The 14,496-nt window shown below is 63.0% G+C and carries 20 protein-coding genes; 6 read left to right on the forward strand and 14 right to left on the reverse strand.

All coding sequences use genetic code 11. The features are described from left to right. The 3 genes from thiS to moeB form a co-directional block, all read left to right on the forward strand. Positions 1-294 (forward strand): sulfur carrier protein ThiS (gene thiS, locus HX613_RS19335; RefSeq protein WP_235346824.1); only part of this gene is annotated, 294 nt, incomplete at its 5' end. 1 nt (position 295) lies between these two features. After that, positions 296-1,063 (forward strand): thiazole synthase, encoded by a 768-nt coding sequence (locus HX613_RS19340; protein ID WP_235344851.1) that lies wholly within the window; start codon positions 296-298, stop codon positions 1,061-1,063. Beyond that, positions 1,060-2,280 carry a molybdopterin-synthase adenylyltransferase MoeB gene (moeB, locus tag HX613_RS19345; protein ID WP_235346816.1) on the forward strand — a complete coding sequence of 407 codons (1,221 nt, stop codon included), beginning with the start codon at positions 1,060-1,062 and terminating at the stop codon, positions 2,278-2,280. Before HX613_RS19340 ends, moeB begins: the two co-directional genes overlap by 4 nt. Here the strand turns inward: moeB and HX613_RS19350 are convergent. Further along, entirely contained in the window at positions 2,218-2,721 is a 504-nt protein-coding gene (locus tag HX613_RS19350; RefSeq protein WP_235346817.1) for an SRPBCC family protein, read from the reverse strand. The two genes, moeB and HX613_RS19350, sit on opposite strands and share 63 nt — an antisense overlap. 70 nt (positions 2,722-2,791) lie before the next feature. Between HX613_RS19350 and HX613_RS19355 the strand changes: the two genes are divergently transcribed. Beyond that, positions 2,792-3,436 carry a mismatch-specific DNA-glycosylase gene (locus HX613_RS19355; RefSeq protein WP_235346825.1) on the forward strand — a complete coding sequence of 215 codons (645 nt, stop codon included), beginning with the start codon at positions 2,792-2,794 and terminating at the stop codon, positions 3,434-3,436. Between the two features lie 34 nt (positions 3,437-3,470). Here the strand turns inward: HX613_RS19355 and HX613_RS19360 are convergent, their stop codons facing one another. The 5 genes from HX613_RS19360 to HX613_RS19380 all read right to left on the reverse strand — a co-directional run bounded on the left by HX613_RS19360 (position 3,471) and on the right by HX613_RS19380 (position 6,885). After that, the gene (locus tag HX613_RS19360; RefSeq protein WP_235346826.1) at positions 3,471-4,085 is read right to left on the reverse strand and encodes a thymidine kinase; all 615 of its coding nucleotides are present in this window, start codon (positions 4,083-4,085) and stop codon (positions 3,471-3,473) included. 97 nt (positions 4,086-4,182) lie between these two features. Continuing rightward, positions 4,183-4,851: a PepSY domain-containing protein gene (locus tag HX613_RS19365; RefSeq protein WP_235346827.1), complete on the reverse strand. Its 669-nt coding sequence runs from the start codon at positions 4,849-4,851 to the stop codon at positions 4,183-4,185. Between the two features lie 74 nt (positions 4,852-4,925). Next, positions 4,926-5,387, reverse strand: coding sequence for a VOC family protein (locus HX613_RS19370; protein ID WP_235346819.1), 462 nt, complete (start codon positions 5,385-5,387; stop codon positions 4,926-4,928). 53 nt (positions 5,388-5,440) lie between these two features. Then, positions 5,441-6,001 (reverse strand): DinB family protein, encoded by a 561-nt coding sequence (locus HX613_RS19375; RefSeq protein WP_235346828.1) that lies wholly within the window; start codon positions 5,999-6,001, stop codon positions 5,441-5,443. Positions 6,002-6,096: 95 nt separating this feature from the next. Then, positions 6,097-6,885, reverse strand: coding sequence for a hypothetical protein (locus HX613_RS19380; RefSeq protein ID WP_235346829.1), 789 nt, complete (start codon positions 6,883-6,885; stop codon positions 6,097-6,099). A gap of 159 nt (positions 6,886-7,044) precedes the next feature. On the opposite strand from HX613_RS19380, the gene HX613_RS19385 reads away from it, so the two are divergent. Further along, entirely contained in the window at positions 7,045-7,335 is a 291-nt protein-coding gene (locus HX613_RS19385) for a YrhK family protein (protein WP_235346830.1), read from the forward strand. A gap of 20 nt (positions 7,336-7,355) precedes the next feature. On the opposite strand, the gene HX613_RS19390 is transcribed toward HX613_RS19385, so the two are convergent. From HX613_RS19390 to HX613_RS19410, 5 genes are read right to left on the reverse strand one after another with little or no spacing between them, the layout of a single operon-like run. After that, positions 7,356-8,882: an ABC transporter ATP-binding protein gene (locus tag HX613_RS19390; protein WP_235346831.1), complete on the reverse strand. Its 1,527-nt coding sequence runs from the start codon at positions 8,880-8,882 to the stop codon at positions 7,356-7,358. Beyond that, the gene (locus HX613_RS19395) at positions 8,875-9,690 is read right to left on the reverse strand and encodes an energy-coupling factor transporter transmembrane component T family protein (protein WP_235346832.1); all 816 of its coding nucleotides are present in this window, start codon (positions 9,688-9,690) and stop codon (positions 8,875-8,877) included. Before HX613_RS19395 ends, HX613_RS19390 begins: the two co-directional genes overlap by 8 nt. Then, entirely contained in the window at positions 9,691-10,578 is an 888-nt protein-coding gene (locus HX613_RS19400; RefSeq protein WP_235346833.1) for a histidine kinase, read from the reverse strand. Further along, positions 10,505-11,722, reverse strand: coding sequence for a nucleoside hydrolase (locus HX613_RS19405; RefSeq protein WP_235346834.1), 1,218 nt, complete (start codon positions 11,720-11,722; stop codon positions 10,505-10,507). Before HX613_RS19405 ends, HX613_RS19400 begins: the two co-directional genes overlap by 74 nt. 36 nt (positions 11,723-11,758) lie before the next feature. Beyond that, a complete protein-coding gene (locus HX613_RS19410; RefSeq protein ID WP_235346835.1) occupies positions 11,759-12,217 on the reverse strand; it encodes a DUF2695 domain-containing protein in 459 nt (152 codons plus the stop codon). Between the two features lie 120 nt (positions 12,218-12,337). Here HX613_RS19410 and HX613_RS19415 point away from each other — a divergent pair, with 120 nt between their 5' ends. After that, positions 12,338-13,225: a carbohydrate kinase family protein gene (locus HX613_RS19415; protein ID WP_235346836.1), complete on the forward strand. Its 888-nt coding sequence runs from the start codon at positions 12,338-12,340 to the stop codon at positions 13,223-13,225. On the opposite strand, the gene HX613_RS19420 is transcribed toward HX613_RS19415, so the two are convergent. The 3 genes from HX613_RS19420 to HX613_RS19430 all read right to left on the reverse strand — a co-directional run bounded on the left by HX613_RS19420 (position 13,154) and on the right by HX613_RS19430 (position 14,490). Beyond that, positions 13,154-13,639 carry an SRPBCC domain-containing protein gene (locus HX613_RS19420; protein WP_235346837.1) on the reverse strand — a complete coding sequence of 162 codons (486 nt, stop codon included), beginning with the start codon at positions 13,637-13,639 and terminating at the stop codon, positions 13,154-13,156. The two genes, HX613_RS19415 and HX613_RS19420, sit on opposite strands and share 72 nt — an antisense overlap. Positions 13,640-13,655: 16 nt before the next feature. Then, positions 13,656-13,988: a VOC family protein gene (locus HX613_RS19425; RefSeq protein WP_235346838.1), complete on the reverse strand. Its 333-nt coding sequence runs from the start codon at positions 13,986-13,988 to the stop codon at positions 13,656-13,658. 112 nt (positions 13,989-14,100) lie between these two features. Beyond that, on the reverse strand, positions 14,101-14,490 hold the full coding sequence (locus HX613_RS19430; RefSeq protein ID WP_235346839.1) for a DoxX family protein: 390 nt from the start codon (positions 14,488-14,490) through the stop codon (positions 14,101-14,103). Between the last annotated feature and the right edge of the window lie 6 nt (positions 14,491-14,496).

A 14,496-nucleotide genomic window follows, 5' to 3' on the forward strand; every position in this document is an offset into this window, starting at 1 on the left:
ACAGCAGCACACCGTTTCGATTCAGCACCCAGCAGGGAGTCATCCGTGACCGACACCATCACCATCACGCTCAACGGCGAGCGCCACGCACTCGCCGGTCCCACCACAGCCAAGGACCTCATCTCCGGCATCGTCGACAAGGAGATCGGCGCCGACGGCACCCCCGTCGACGGCAGTCGCCTGGGCATCGCGCTCGCCGTCGACGGTGAGGTCATCAGGCGCGGACAGTGGTCGGGCTTCACTCTGGCCGAGGGCCACAGTGTCGACATCGTCACCGCAGTGCAGGGAGGCTGATATGACCTGGAACGTCGACGAAGTGGCGATGAACTCCCGGCTCGTCATGGGCACCGGCGGCGCAAGTTCGCTGAGCATCCTCGAACAGGCGCTGGAAGCATCGGGCACTGAGCTCACCACCGTGGCACTGCGCCGCTATGACGGCACTGCCCGGGACTCGGTCTTCGCTTTGCTGCAGCGTCTGGGTATCCGTATCCTGCCCAACACGGCTGGATGCTACACAGCCAGGGATGCTGTGCTGACTGCTCGGTTGGCCAGGGAAGCTCTCGAGACGAACTGGGTGAAGCTCGAGGTCATCGCCGATGAGGAGACCTTGCTGCCCGCCCCGGTGGAGCTGTTCCAGGCGGCGGAGGAGCTCGTGCTCGACGGCTTCACGGTCTTCGCCTACACGAACGACGATCCGGCGCTGGCCAAGAGGCTCGAGGATGCCGGGGTTGCTGTGGTCATGCCTGCCGGCGCTCCGATCGGCAGCGGGCTGGGCATCCTCAACCCGCACAACATCGAGACGATCGTCAGCCGCGCCCAGGTGCCTGTGATCCTCGATGCCGGAATCGGCACCGCCTCTGATGCGGCTTTGGCGATGGAGCTCGGCTGTACCGCCGTCCTGTTGGCCTCTGCGGTGACCCGGGCACATGATGCCAGGGCCATGGCTCGGGCGATGTCCCTTGCCGTGGAGTCCGGTCATCTGGCTGCCCATGCCGGGCGCATCCCAAAGCGACCGTTGGCTCTGGCTTCATCGACCTTCGACGGGATGGTGACCCCGAGATGAGCGCGGTGGACAATCCGGGCCCGCTGGTCGAACCGCTTGATTCTCTGAGCCCACGGGAATTCGAACGCTACGCCAGGCATCTGAGCCTGCCGGGTATCGGGGTCGAAGGACAACGCCGGTTACGGGCCGCCTCGGCGCTGGTCATCGGTGCGGGTGGCTTGGGTGCCCCGGTTCTGCACTACCTGGCTGCGGCCGGGATCGGAACGATCACGATCATCGACGACGATGTGGTCGAAGCCTCGAACCTGCAGCGCCAGGTCCTTCATCGTGGTGCCGACATCGGTCGAGCCAAGGTGGATTCCGCCCGTGACGCCCTGCTGCGCCTCGATCCGCTGCTCGAGGTTCACGCAGTTGCGAAGCGCTTGAGTCCCGCCAATGTGCTCGAACTCTTCGCGTCTCATGATCTGGTGCTCGACGGCGCAGACAACTTCGCGACCCGGTATCTGTCCAATGATGCGGCCGAACTCACCGGCACCCCACTGATCTGGGGCACGATCTTTCGCTTCGCCGGACAGGTGAGCACCTTCGTTCCCGGGCACGGGCCGATGCTGCGCGACCTGTTCCCCGACATCCCCGAGGCCGATTCCGTGCCCAACTGCGCCGAAGGCGGTGTCCTCGGGGTGCTGTGCGGAACCATCGGTTCGGCGATGGCCACGGAGGCGGTGAAACTCATCTGCGGCATCGGCACTCCCCTGATCGGTCGCCTGCTGCGCTATGACGCACTGGAGTCCGACTACTCCACGCTGAGGTTCTCACCGGATCCTGATCGCGAACCTGTCACCGACCTCGCCGAGGTGGCTGTGGCCTGTGCGGCTGCCCGTGCAGAAGCAGACGGTGACGGTGCAGATCGGGAGGACGAGATCGGTGTCGATGAGTATCTGGCTGATCCTTCCTCCGCCCTTCTCATCGATGTGCGGGCCGATTGGGAGCGCCATCTGGCATCGATACCCGGATCCGTCCACCTGCCGCTGGGTGTGCTGCAGGTCGAGGGGTGGCCCGCGGTGGAAACTCTTGTCACGCTGTTACCTCGCGAGGTCGTCATCCACTGCAAGTCGGGGGCCCGCTCCGCTCAGGCCGTGCAGCTTCTGCGCGATGCGGCACCGGAGTCCGTGCGTCTGCGGTCCCTGGACGGCGGCATCGATGCGTGGTCGGCCTCAGAGCATGAGACTGTTCAGTCGTCTGGCCAGACCGCGGTGTCCGGCTCTCATCACACGTGAGTGCATCCACGTTGCCACGGGACGCAGCATGCGAATCGACAAGCGCGAAGTGGTCACACACCACACGGAGCTGATCGTGGTGATCGGGCCCGTCTGCTCCAGCGACCACACACCGGTCCCCCTCAGATCACCGGTGGCGGAGAACGAGACGAAGCTCGGCGGGTCTGTGTCCTGAAGTTCGATTCCGAAGCTCAAGGTGACTCCGATCGGGCTCTCCACCTGAATTTCGGCGCGGCGGCCGGGCACGTTCCTGTCATCGACGGGGACCGCCACGGGCAGGCCCGGCCACCACTGCGGCCACGACTTGACATCGGAGAGCACGGACCAGACCTCTGTCGGACTGGCATCGACCCTCCACGTGTTCTCGAAGTGGAAGGGGGCTGACTCACCGGCGTGCGGTCGCACGTGCTGATGAGTCTGCTGCCCGTGTTCGTGCGTCATGGGTCTCCCGATGGTCCTGAGGCGACGGGCGCTGATTCGTCCGTTCTGACTCGACGGTAGTGTGGACAGCGTGATTGAGGAAAGTTTCATCAGCTCCCGCCGACCATCGCCCTTAGGCGGACGAAAGCCGACGAAGGACGACCTCGCTGAGTTCGCCACCGACAATCCCGACGCCATCGATGACGTTCTCCCCGTGCGCTCGGGTGAACTCTCGATGCTCATCGTCGGAATCAACCCGGGCCTGTGGACGGCCGCGGTCAATGCACCCTTCGCCAGACCGGGAAATCGCTTCTGGCCGTCTCTGCATCAGGCAGGTCTGACCGATCACCTCGTCGACGCCTCCCTGGGCCTGGCCGTCGAGGACGAGGCACAGCTGCTGGCACGCGGCATCGGCATCACCAACCTCGTGGGACGGGCCACGGCTCGGGCCGATGAGCTGGACAAGAAGGAACTGCGCGAGGGTGCGGCCAGGCTTGTCCGCCGACTCGACGACATCCGCCCCAAGGTAGTCGCAGTCGCTGGGATCACGTCGTTCCGGATCGGATATTCCCTGCCCAAGGCCCACCTCGGCGAGCAGGACACGTCTCTCATCGATGGCTGGCCCGAGGGTATCGACCTTCACGTCGTACCTCAGCCCAGCGGCCTCAATGCCCATTATCAGGTTCCGGACCTAGCCCGGATCTGGCGTGATGTGTGGGAGAGCATCGAGGACTGAGCAGCTGCTCTGATGCGGTCGTGACCGATTGCTTCTAGTGCGGTGGAGCGAAGTGCTCCCGGCAACGTGCGACATAGGATTCGAGACCCCCGACATGGCTGGCATCGATGTCGGTGGCACTCAGTTCCGAGGCTTCGACGCTGAGCCCGGGGGTGCCCACACGTTGGTGGAAGACGGCATCCCTACCGCAGATCGTGCACACTGCCGTGAGTTTGAGAACGTCCTCGGCCACGGCCATGAATGTCGGCATCGGTTCGAAGGGGCCGCCGTCGAACGTCACGCACAGGCCTTCGACGATGACTGCAGCACCACGTTCCACGAGGTCGAAGACGGTCGGCACCAGGTCAGGCCCGAAGAATTGGGCCTCATCGATGGCCACCAGCTCATAGTCCTCGGCGCGGGCGAGCTCGGCGAGGGTCTCGACGTCACCGACGGGTACCGCAGGAATGTTGATCCCGTCGTGAGAGGTGATCGCCGACAGATCGGAACGTGTGTCGAGAGAGTGGCTGAGGACGAGCACATTGACCCCGGCGATCTTTGCTCGTCGGACGCGACGCATGAGTTCCTCGGATTTGCCTGAGAACATGGGGCCGGCGATGACGTTGAGACGCCCCGCCGGCCGAGGCGACGCAACTGGGTTCAAGGGCATGGCGCCAGCCTACGCCGCGATGTTCCGTCCTGACAGTGCCCATCTGTCGTGATGGTGCTCAGGATGCGGCACTGGGGTGATCAGGATGCGGCAACGGTCAGTCGTCGACGGTGACCTTCTTCGATTCGACGTCGACGGATACCTCGATCTCTTCACCCTTGTCATCAAAATAGAACTGGTATTCGATACGGCCGTCGTCGGATTCGAGCTTCCATCCGTCAAGTCGGCCCGAGGCCTTGTCCTGGGCAAGCTTGAGCGCCTCGTCGAAGGTCATCGGGTCGTTCAGGTCGATGGCCTTCTCCTTGTCGTCCGAGGAGTCCTTCTCCGTGTCGACGACTTCACCGGTCTCAGCATCGATCTCGACGTCGAAGTCAGTGGCGCCGTCGATGACCTTGACCTCGTACTGCCATGCCTTGTCGCGTTCGTCGAAGTCGAGTTCGATGCCGTGTACGGTGCCGTCCTTCGCTTCCTTCTTCGCCGTGGCAATGGCATCCTTGGGTGCCACTGATGGTGATTCCTTGCTCAGATCGGCATCAGCGGCCAACCCCGAGGAGCTGGTTGTCGTCGAGCCCTGTGACTTCGTGTCTTCAGCGGCGCCTGATTCGTCATTGTCAGAAGCGTTCTGAGCCTCAGCTGATTCCGGGGTCTGGCCCTCGCTCTCCGAGGCCTGACCATCACCTGAGTCCCCACTTGAACAGCCGGTGAGGGCGAAGGCGGCAATCATGGTTCCTGCAGCGGCTCGCGTGGCCCATCTCTGTGTCTTCATGCCCTCAACGGTAACAAGGAGGTGCGCCCACTGCCCCCTTGCTAAGAGGATTCTCATCCTGATCAGAACCCTAGTCAGTCGAGGCAGAACTCGTTTCCCTCGGGATCGGCCATGACGATGAATCCAGTCTCCATCGGCGGATTCGGATCAACCCGTTCGAGACGCTGTGCACCCAGCTCCTGCAGACGCTGACATTCGTCTTCCAACGCCTGCATCCGTTCGCTGTTCTGCAGACCGGGGGCAGCACGCACATCGAGATGGACTCTGTTCTTGACGATTTTGTCCTCGGGCACTATCTGGAAGAACACTCGGGGACCGCGTCCTTGCGGATCCTCGATCGCGGCGCGGAAATCCTCAGGCTTCAAGTCGATGCCCAGCCCCTCGACGAATTCCTTCCACGCGGCAAAAGGATCGTCACCGGCGCTGAGGCGGACTCCGGGAGGGCCAGGGATGACGTATCCGAGCGTCTCTGCCCAGAAGGTGGCTTGACCGATCGGATCGTGACAATCGAAGGTGATCTGTACTGCGCGGGTCATGATGTCTCCTCATTGAGATCGTTCAATCAAGGGTACCTGTTTCTGCTCCGTGGTCATTGACCCGTTCGGCCGTCGATGCGCTCCCGCAGAAGGTCCGCATGCCCGCAATGCCTGGCGTACTCCTCGATCCGATGGATTTGGAGTTCCCTCACCTCTATCTGCGATTCGCCGAGGCGGGTTCCCAGATCTTCGTGCTTGGCAACCTCGGAATCGGTGGTCCCCTGCTCCGCTTCGAGATCTGCCAGGGCTGTCGCCAGCATGTCATCATCGGCCGTTGAAACGTCGAAGGCCGCATCGAGGCCACCATAGAGCGAGGGCCGCTGCTCGTCCTGTGTGATCCAGTTGCACCAGTCACGTTCGACTTCGGCCATGTGTCTGAGCAGACCCAGGAGCGACATAGTCGACGGCGGGACCGAGCGTGTGGCCAGTTGCTTCGCATCGAGGTCCGCGCATTTCATCCGCAGGGTGAAGCGGTAGTCGCGGATGAACTCGAGCTGAGTCTCGGCTTCGCCGTCGGGACTCGTGCCGCCGGTATTGCGTGGATCGTCATCGGGGTCCACCCACATGTCGGGATAGACGGTGGCTTTGGTCCATCTGTTCGGGGTTGTGGACATATAGGCATTCTGCTCGCCCGCCGCCGCTTTGACCAGGGATCTGCAGAAATCTGTCCACGGGTGTGGGTCGAGGATCGCCAGGCTGATGCCACCTGCTAGGAGGAGGGAGACCACTGTTCGGTCAGCGGGAACAGGCTCGGCACGTCCTCGCGGATTGTTCGACCGAAGGCCAGTGCCCCGCCGAAGAGCTTTTCGATGGCATTGACCGAGTGCAGAACCCGATCTCTGGACAGCGGGGGCAGGAGCTCACCGTGCTTGAGGTAGCCCTTCAACGTTCCGGTCGCCGCCATTTTCAGGCCGAGGCGTCCGGCGATCAGCCAGGTGATGCATTCGGCTTCGAAGTGGGACTGTCGTCCGTCGATGTCCGTCTCACTGGCAGCAATCCCCAATTTCGGGAAAGCTCCGAGATGCCCGGCATAGATCAGCGCGAGTTCATCGAGCACATGCTTCAACATCACAGTGGGACTCTGCGTCTTCGGCAGACCGGCGAGGTCCAGCCCCTTTCGGTGCAGGACGTCCATGACGAGACGATGCCCGTCCCACGTCGGTGCCCCAGCTGCCTTGAAAGGGTTGACCGCGGCATCGGGGACCGGGGGGCCGTGGGTATCCTCGACATCGTAGACGAAGCGCACCGGAGCGAAGGGATGCAGCACGATCAATGCCACGGCTTCGTCTGTGAGGAGCCTTCCGAATTTCTGTTGCCACGCGTGCTCTGTTTCGACGAATATCGCTCCGGCGTTCTGCTGCGCGATGAGAGCCGCGTTGAACGCGGCGATCTGGGGAAATCGGCGGACGAAGCCGAGCAGCTCGTCCCATGGCATCACGGATCTGTGACTGCCGACTTCGGCGTACAGTGCATCAAACGAATTCACGTTCTTATCCATGACCTCACGCTAGGACGCGGCACTGACATGGCCGAGGCAGTCGCAATCACCTGCGGACATGGTCAAGCAGCGCTGGTCCCGCCTAGCATCGATTCAGGGGCGAGCTGCGCTCTCGGCGCCGCGAATTGAGTCCACACGCTTTGAGTCCAGGAGGACGATATGACCGATGACGACCACAACCTGACGATCCGCATCGGACGTGACGAACTCGTCATCCGGCAGCGCTATCAGGTGCTGAGCATCGTCAACGATGTTCTCATCGGCATCTGGTTCCTCATCGGCAGTTTCATGTTCTTCTCCGAGGCATGGGTGTTCACGGGAACCTGCCTCTTCGTCCTCGGCAGCGTTGAGATGCTCATCCGGCCGGTCATCCGCTTGATCAGGCACGTGCATCTGCAGAAGATCCGCGGGCCGCAAGCCCCGACCACGGATGCCGCGTACGATTTCTGAGCGGATCACCCGAAGCGGCCTCAACCGGCCGCTCCCCCGCACTGCTCGTCCTGATTCACCCGCCCCTCGTTGAGAAGCAGGATGCGATCGGCTGTCGCTGTGGCCCAGTGCCGGTCATGGGTGGTGGCCAGGATGGATCCACCACGGCGGCGGAAATCCTTGATGAACACGTTCAGCCTGTCGATGGCATTGCGGTCTCTGCCCAGAGTGGGTTCGTCGAGGAGGAGAATCCGAGGGCTCAAGATGAGTGCCGACGCCATCACCAGATCCTTGCGGAGGTCGATGCTCAGATCATAGGGATGAGTCTCGCTGAAAGAATCCAGCTGAGTCGTCGCCATCGCCGAGGTGACCGCCTTCTGTCGGCGGGTGCGGATCGCTGCCCTGTCGCGGCGTCTGTGCGAGGGCAGTGGCACGGCGTGCATGAGCTCTTCGCGCACGGTCGCAGCTGAAAGCTGACTGCCTGGGTCCTGTCCCACCCAGCCGAGGTGCTGTGCTCGTTCGTGGGCAGGAGCATCGCCGAGGCTCACCGGCCTTCCGTTGCCATCGACGTTGATCACGCCCGATGTTCTGGCCCCGGTTCCGAGGAGACCAGCGAGAGTGCGCAGGAGGGTGGACTTCCCTGCCCCGTTGGATCCCACGATCGACACGATCTCGCCGGATGCGAGGTCGAGATCGATGTCGGTCAGAACGGAGACCCCAGCGCGGGCGACGCTCAGCCCGCGCACCGACAGTGCGACAGAAGCCGGGGCCGACGGTCCGGCAGCTTCAGAGCGGTCCGCCCCGCGTGGCTCAAATTGCTGATATGGCTCACATGACCGGTGTGGCTCACGTGGCTCTCCTTGCCCACGTGGTCGAGTGTCCCAGATCCCTTGTCGTTCAAGTTCGCTGGCTGAGGGGCGGATGTTCGTCGTGATCAGCCGACCGGATTCCAGGATGCTCACCTGGTCACAGGCTTCGGCCACCTCGTCGAATTGATGGGCGGTGATGAGGACCGCACCTCCAGCGACGCAGAAGGCCCGAAGCGCTGCGCCGAGGCGCCGCCGAGTCTCCGGGTCCAGGGACAGCGAGGGCTGGTCGAGGACCAGCAATGATGGATTCCCGGTGAGCAGTCCCGCCAGTGCGACGAGTTGGCGCTGACCACCGGAGAGAGTATCGAGGCGTCGCCGCCACAGATCGCCGATGCCCAGTGAGCCAAGGGCCTGGTGTGCACGCCTCTCGACCGCTGAGACCTCGTCCCCATGCAGCCGCCCGGACAGCTGAACCTCATCGCCGACGAGGCTCGTCATTCCACTCAGCTGCGCCTCAGGGTCATCGCCGAGCATCACCGCGGTCCCCGCAACGCGGATGTGCCCGAGGCTGGTTCCACGTTCGGACAACAACCCTGTGATCAGCCGGCCCAGGGTGGACGTACCCGAGCCCACCTCTCCGAGGATCGCATGCATCTGTCCTGGGGCCAGGCGGAGGTCGATATCGGCCAGTGTCGCAGCCGCACCGCTGCGGTAGGTGAAGCCGGCGCCGATGAGTTCGAGAATCATTGTCTCAGGCACCCCAGATCATCTGGTCGGCAGTGGGCAGGGGCAGGACATCGGCCACGGAGCACACGACGAGGACGCAGGTGAGGAGGGGAGCACCTCGGCGCAGGAACCACTGGCTCGGGCCGTCGTGGTGATCCTGCAGTGACGTCACCTGCGTTGATTCTCCGAGACCGCGTTGTTCGAGCACATCGTGACGCTGTTCGACCTCGATGAGGACGGAGGTGAACAGGCCGGTGACGATGCTCGGCAGCAGCCGAGTGCGGACCACCCAACTGCTCACGTCCCAACCGCGACTGGCGCGGGCCTCGATCATCTGCTGAGTGCGGGTGCGGATGAGTGGGATGAGGCCGATCGCCGAGGCGCAGATATAGGCCACCGAGGAGGGCAGCCGCAAGGCCCGCAGCCCGTCATACAGGCGAGCCGAGTCGACTCCGAGTCCGAAGAATGCGCACAGGGACACGAGCGCACTGACCCGCAGCCAGATCTGAGCGGCGATCGCCAGACCTTCGACGGTGAGTTGGGCGAGACCGTATTCCCACAGCACGGTCACCTCGGCGCCGGGGTAGAAGAGTCCCTGCACGATACTGAGGACGATCAGCGTCGGCAGGCACAGCACGCCGACGCCGATCGCCCAGGTGCGCAGCCTCACTGCGGGTGAGACCACCGCGGCGATGAGCGTGGCGGCGATGATGGCGATGGGCACGACCGGGGACGGGATGCCGAAGACGAGCAGCAGAGAGCATACGAGGACGATGATCTCGGTGGCTGGATGCCAACGGTGTGCGGCCTGCTGTTCCCGGTCGAGAACAGTCGAGGTCATTCAGCCGACCTGCACTGGGGTGCGCGAATTACGCGAATTGCGCGAAAGACTGTGGTCGGTGAACGGATACCTGTCGAGAATTCGCCGCGGCAGGGTGCGCACGACCACATAGGCCAAGGCGAAGATGAGCGCCTTGTCGAGGATGTCGGAGAACAGGCTCTGTGCCAATGTCGCATTGAGCATCTCGAGGCCAGCTGCCTGCAGGACGGCGACGACGCCGCCGGTGCCCGAGCCCAGACCGCCGCCGAAGACGTAGGCAGCCACAGGAGCGCCGAGTGCTCCGGCAGGGATTCCTGCAAGAGCGCCGGTAATGACGGCGAACCAGGGAGTGCGGAAGGCACCTAGCCGTGCCGCCCACCCTGCAGCCGCACCGATGAAGGCCGCCCCGGAGCTGAAGGCGATGACGCTCGGGCTCAGGGTGACTCCCCAGATGAGGTTGGAGATGATGCCGGTGAACGCTCCGGCTGCAGGACCGGCGAGGACGCCGATCATCACGGTCCCGATCGAGTCGAGGTAGAGCGGGATGGGGGTGACATTGCCGACGACATGGCCGATGACGATATTGGCGGCGATGGCGACTGGGATGAGCGCGAGGATGCTGCGCGGGATGAGCGGCAGTGTGCCGGCTGCGAGGAGGACTCCCCCGAGCAGGTATCCGAGCATGACCCACAGAGTCGTATGTCCCAAGTTCGTGCCGAGGTTGGCCGGTTGCGTCAGGAGGACCGCGATATATGTGCCGAGGATGACGATGGTGCCGAGGAAGGTCAGTGCGAGAGGAAGCGCGTGGCTCTGGTGACTCTTAGTGCCGTGACTCTCAGTGCTCTGGTTTTGTGCGGGACCGACGGTGTGTGCCGGCCCCTGCCCAGACTGTCTTGATTTCGTGGTCATGATGGGGTCCTTTGCTCAGTGTCTCGCCGAGGTGGTCGAGGAAGGTCTGCGCGTCGATCGCGCGGATGATCTCGGCATTGACGCCCTTCCCCCACCGTCCCAGCCAATCGGCGACGGTTTCGCCACGTGTGAGTTTACCGGTGAGTTCGACGTCGACGGGCGCACAGATCGTCGTGGCCCACGGCAGCGTGCCTCGAGTTCCGTTCGCAATTGGTTCGTCGCTGCCCGCCGAGGTGGTCGTGATCTCGTCGCTGCGTGCCCATTCGAGGGCGCAGGCGAGGACGAAGGGATCATGGATGTGGGCGATGTAGCCCAGACCGTCCCATTCGTGGAACTCGAAGTAGAAGCGCAGGGCTTCGGCCATCTGGGCCAGCCAGTTGCCCCATCTCTCACCAGCAGCCGATGGTTCTCCTGTCCCGTCATGAGGTTTCGGAGCCGCGTCGAGGATCGTTCTCAACCGTGCGGGAGTCATCTCAAGAGCCTCGGTGGCTTCGATTGGGGCGATCACCGGCAGGACCCGATGAGTACCCTCGCGATGAGCGTGGTCGAAGGCGGCAATGACGCTCGCCGTCGACTCGGGGTCGAAGGTGACGTTCCATTCGGTGGTCGGGTGGGTGTTGCCGCGATAGTTGAAGGCACCGCCCATGATGAAGAGTCGTCTCATCAGGTTGGGAAGTTCGGGTTCGATGGCAATGGCCAGGGCAAGGTTCGTCGACGGGCCGATGACAACGCCGATGAGCTCTCCGGGGTGAGACTGTGCAGCATCGACCCAGGCTTGAGCGGCGCTGATGGTGCTTGCCGGTGTCGCCGGTTGTGGAAGCCGCGCATATCCGGCACCGGTGAGTCCGTGGGTGAGGTCAGCGTACTCGGGTTCGGCGATTGGCGACATCGAAGAGTGTCCGTCGGTGCCTTCGGTCGGCCAAGCTGTGGGGAACTCGCTTCCCCGGTGGATGGGTATGTCCGTCCGTCCAGCAAGTTCAAGCCAGCCTTGAGCGTTGGCGCTGACCTGTGCGGTGGACACGTTGCCGCCTGAGGCCGCGATGCCGATGATGTCGACATCGTCTTGGCACAGCAGATATCCGAGGGCGATGGCGTCGTCGATTCCGGGATCACAGTCGAGGAACAGCGGCAGATGTGGAGACATGTGTCCTATTCTGCCGGAATCCCATCGCCCTGCTTCTCACCACCGACTCATTCGCACCCAGTTCGGGCAGGGCTGCGTCGAGCCTCGACGCACGAACTGGCAGCACAGGTAGAAGATCTTCGCGGGTGGCTCGTTGATGCCGAACTCCTCGCGTAGGTCGACCGGCTCTTGGGATTCGAACCCTGTGCCGATGGCCTCCCCGAATGCGGCCCCGGTGATCCACGGTCGCGATGCGAACGTGTATGCGTTGTTGAATACCTCGCAGTCACAGCAGCAGGCGCCCATGCTTCCCAAGCGTTCCAATAGCGCTGTGGCCCGAGGAGCTGTTCGGTCCCGAAATGTCAGGGCGAAGCGATGTGTTCCATCGCAGCCGAATTCTCCGAGCTGGCGAAAGACGTAGCAGACCAGGCATTCGCCCTCCCTCGGTGTGAGGATGCGAGCTGAGGCCGCATCGACGATCGTTCTGACTTCTGATTCCATGGTGTCTTTGTCCATGCGGCAACGATTCCAGACGGCACTGACATGAACTGATGTCAAAGTCGACCTCTGCACTATATGCGTACTATTCGAGCGGATGAGGCACCTGAACACTCGTGTGCGCATAGAATCGAGCGCATGAGCATTCTTGTCATCGGTGAGGCTCTCATCGACATCGTCAGCTCGGCCGGATCATCAGATCGCTATGCTCCTGGCGGGGCGCCGGCGAATGTCGCCCTCGGCCTGGGACGCCTCGGCGCCGATGTCGAGCTGCTCACCGATGTCGGAGATGACTTCCACGGTGGGTTCCTTCTGGCTCATCTGCGGGAGTCGCACGTCCGTGTGCACGCCCGCCCGACTGGTTCGACCTCGACGGCACGAGCTCTGCTGTCGGCGGACGGCTCTGCCGAATACGAGTTCTCACTGCGCTGGGACCCCGATGCATCGCTGGTCGACAGCGGCGACTGGGCGGCAATTCATGTCGGTTCGATCGCGGCATTCCTCTCCCCCGGTGCCGCTGCGGTCGATTCTCTTCTCCAGCGCGGACGAGACTCCTCAGCACTGCTGAGCCTCGACCCCAATATCCGGCCCTCCATCATCGGAGACCGAGAACAGGCACTGGCTCGGTTCGAGTCTCTCGCTACACGCGTCGATGTCGTCAAGCTCAGTGATGTCGACGCGGACTGGCTCTATCCCGGACAGAGTGCCGATGCTCAGATGGATCAGGTCCTTCGTCTCGGGGCCAAACTGGTCGCACTCACCTGCGGATCGGAGGACTCGATCCTCTCGACCGCCTCGGCGAGGGTGAGGGTTCCGGCAAGAGCAGTAAAGGTGAGGGACACGATCGGTGCCGGAGATACCTTCATGACCTCTCTTGTCCACGATCTGCAGGGCATAGGCACCCAATTCGAGGATCTGGATGAGGTCGTGCTCACCGACCTCGGCGAGAATGCCTCACGCCGGGCGGCCATCACCGTCAGTCGTGCTGGAGCGGACCTGCCCTGGACCTGTGAAGAAGGCGCCTAGCTGCCCGAGGGCGATTCGATGACCGTTCCGACTGCCATCGATCATATCGGCGCCGACGAACGACACCACCTGGTTCACGATCGTCACCAGCGTGCCTGCGGGGACGTCAGTGAAGGACCAGGTGATCATCCCTGTGGCGAGGAGTTTGTCCCCGCGCCACACTGTGTCGGTGTGAACGGCAAAGTCCTCCACTTCGACGTGGATGTAGTCGATGGCCGCACTGAACTCGAGCGTTTCAGGGCTCCCACACCGATATTCCGCACGGCCTCCGGTCCGGAAGTCATCGCGGTCGTAGATGACCCTTTCGCCGGCTGGGGCACTCCACTGCTGCCTGGCTTCGGTGTCGGCGAAGGCCACCCAGACGTCCCCGCGGGGACGTGCGATCTCCGTGCTCAGTTGAATAGTGTCGGTCATGGGGTTCATTGCAGCCTCACTCACCGGAGAAGACGATTCGATTGCCGTCGGGGTCAGCGATCTGCAGAATCCGCTGACCACCGCCCGGCTGTGGTCCGCCGTGGTCGATACCAGCGGCAGCCAGCCGCTCAGCCAGTGCATCGAGGTCCGACTCCCCGATGACCGCGGTCGAGTATCCGGCACGCTGCGGCTCGGCCCAGACCTGGACTCCGAACTCGCTTCCGAAATGCCATTCGAGCAGTCCCGGCATTGGAGTGGCGTCGGGGTCGCGCTCGAAGACCTTCGAGTACCAGTCGTGCGCCTGGTCCTGATCATTGACGGTGATGCTGGCCATCAGACCGGTGAACATGATCGCTCCTTTGAGATCGATGAGTCGATTCAACCTTCACAGCAATTGCATTCTGCAACTACTTACTCCATAGAAGCACACAGCCGCGGCTCTGACAAGGCCGGCTTCGCACTCACATACCAAATGGTGCCAGTGAGAATCGGCCCCAGGCGAGGAATGCGAAGGTCAGCAGATAGACCGTGTCGCCGACCATCAGCCCCCATTCACTGCGCCGGAATCTCGTCGTTGCCGCCCCTGCCATCACCAGCATCAGCCCACATGCGGCCAGTGGCGACAGAATGGGGAGGATGCCGACAAGTGGAGGCAGGACGAGCCCGATCACACCGATGATCTTGATCGTTCCAATCGCCTTGACGTGCCTCGAATCGAAGTCATCGACCCAGTGCTGGCTGCGGGCCAGCGAACGGTAGTGTTCCTTGGTGAGAATGATCTGAGCGGCGCCGCCGATTCCGAATGCGATCGCCATCATGCCGGCAAGAATCCACAGTACGATATTCATCATCACGTT

It is taken from the genome of Brevibacterium sp. UCMA 11754 (assembly GCF_021532275.1).
Taxonomy (GTDB): domain Bacteria; phylum Actinomycetota; class Actinomycetes; order Actinomycetales; family Brevibacteriaceae; genus Brevibacterium.

What these genes read in the sequence shown, in the direction of transcription:
- HX613_RS19405 (WP_235346834.1), bottom strand. Translation starts at nt 11,722, where the DNA reads ATGTCTCCACATCTGCCGCTGTTCCTCGACTGTGATCCCGGAATCGAC.
- HX613_RS19350 (WP_235346817.1), bottom strand. Translation starts at nt 2,721, where the DNA reads ATGACGCACGAACACGGGCAGCAGACTCATCAGCACGTGCGACCGCAC.
- HX613_RS19365 (WP_235346827.1), bottom strand. Translation starts at nt 4,851, where the DNA reads ATGAAGACACAGAGATGGGCCACGCGAGCCGCTGCAGGAACCATGATT.
- HX613_RS19400 (WP_235346833.1), bottom strand. Translation starts at nt 10,578, where the DNA reads ATGACCACGAAATCAAGACAGTCTGGGCAGGGGCCGGCACACACCGTC.
- HX613_RS19425 (WP_235346838.1), bottom strand. Translation starts at nt 13,988, where the DNA reads ATGTTCACCGGTCTGATGGCCAGCATCACCGTCAATGATCAGGACCAG.
- HX613_RS19375 (WP_235346828.1), bottom strand. Translation starts at nt 6,001, where the DNA reads ATGTCCACAACCCCGAACAGATGGACCAAAGCCACCGTCTATCCCGAC.
- HX613_RS19415 (WP_235346836.1), top strand. Translation starts at nt 12,338, where the DNA reads ATGAGCATTCTTGTCATCGGTGAGGCTCTCATCGACATCGTCAGCTCG.
- moeB (WP_235346816.1), top strand. Translation starts at nt 1,060, where the DNA reads ATGAGCGCGGTGGACAATCCGGGCCCGCTGGTCGAACCGCTTGATTCT.
- HX613_RS19410 (WP_235346835.1), bottom strand. Translation starts at nt 12,217, where the DNA reads ATGGACAAAGACACCATGGAATCAGAAGTCAGAACGATCGTCGATGCG.
- HX613_RS19395 (WP_235346832.1), bottom strand. Translation starts at nt 9,690, where the DNA reads ATGACCTCGACTGTTCTCGACCGGGAACAGCAGGCCGCACACCGTTGG.
- HX613_RS19385 (WP_235346830.1), top strand. Translation starts at nt 7,045, where the DNA reads ATGACCGATGACGACCACAACCTGACGATCCGCATCGGACGTGACGAA.
- HX613_RS19370 (WP_235346819.1), bottom strand. Translation starts at nt 5,387, where the DNA reads ATGACCCGCGCAGTACAGATCACCTTCGATTGTCACGATCCGATCGGT.
- HX613_RS19380 (WP_235346829.1), bottom strand. Translation starts at nt 6,885, where the DNA reads ATGGATAAGAACGTGAATTCGTTTGATGCACTGTACGCCGAAGTCGGC.
- HX613_RS19430 (WP_235346839.1), bottom strand. Translation starts at nt 14,490, where the DNA reads ATGATGAATATCGTACTGTGGATTCTTGCCGGCATGATGGCGATCGCA.
- HX613_RS19340 (WP_235344851.1), top strand. Translation starts at nt 296, where the DNA reads ATGACCTGGAACGTCGACGAAGTGGCGATGAACTCCCGGCTCGTCATG.
- HX613_RS19420 (WP_235346837.1), bottom strand. Translation starts at nt 13,639, where the DNA reads ATGACCGACACTATTCAACTGAGCACGGAGATCGCACGTCCCCGCGGG.
- HX613_RS19360 (WP_235346826.1), bottom strand. Translation starts at nt 4,085, where the DNA reads ATGCCCTTGAACCCAGTTGCGTCGCCTCGGCCGGCGGGGCGTCTCAAC.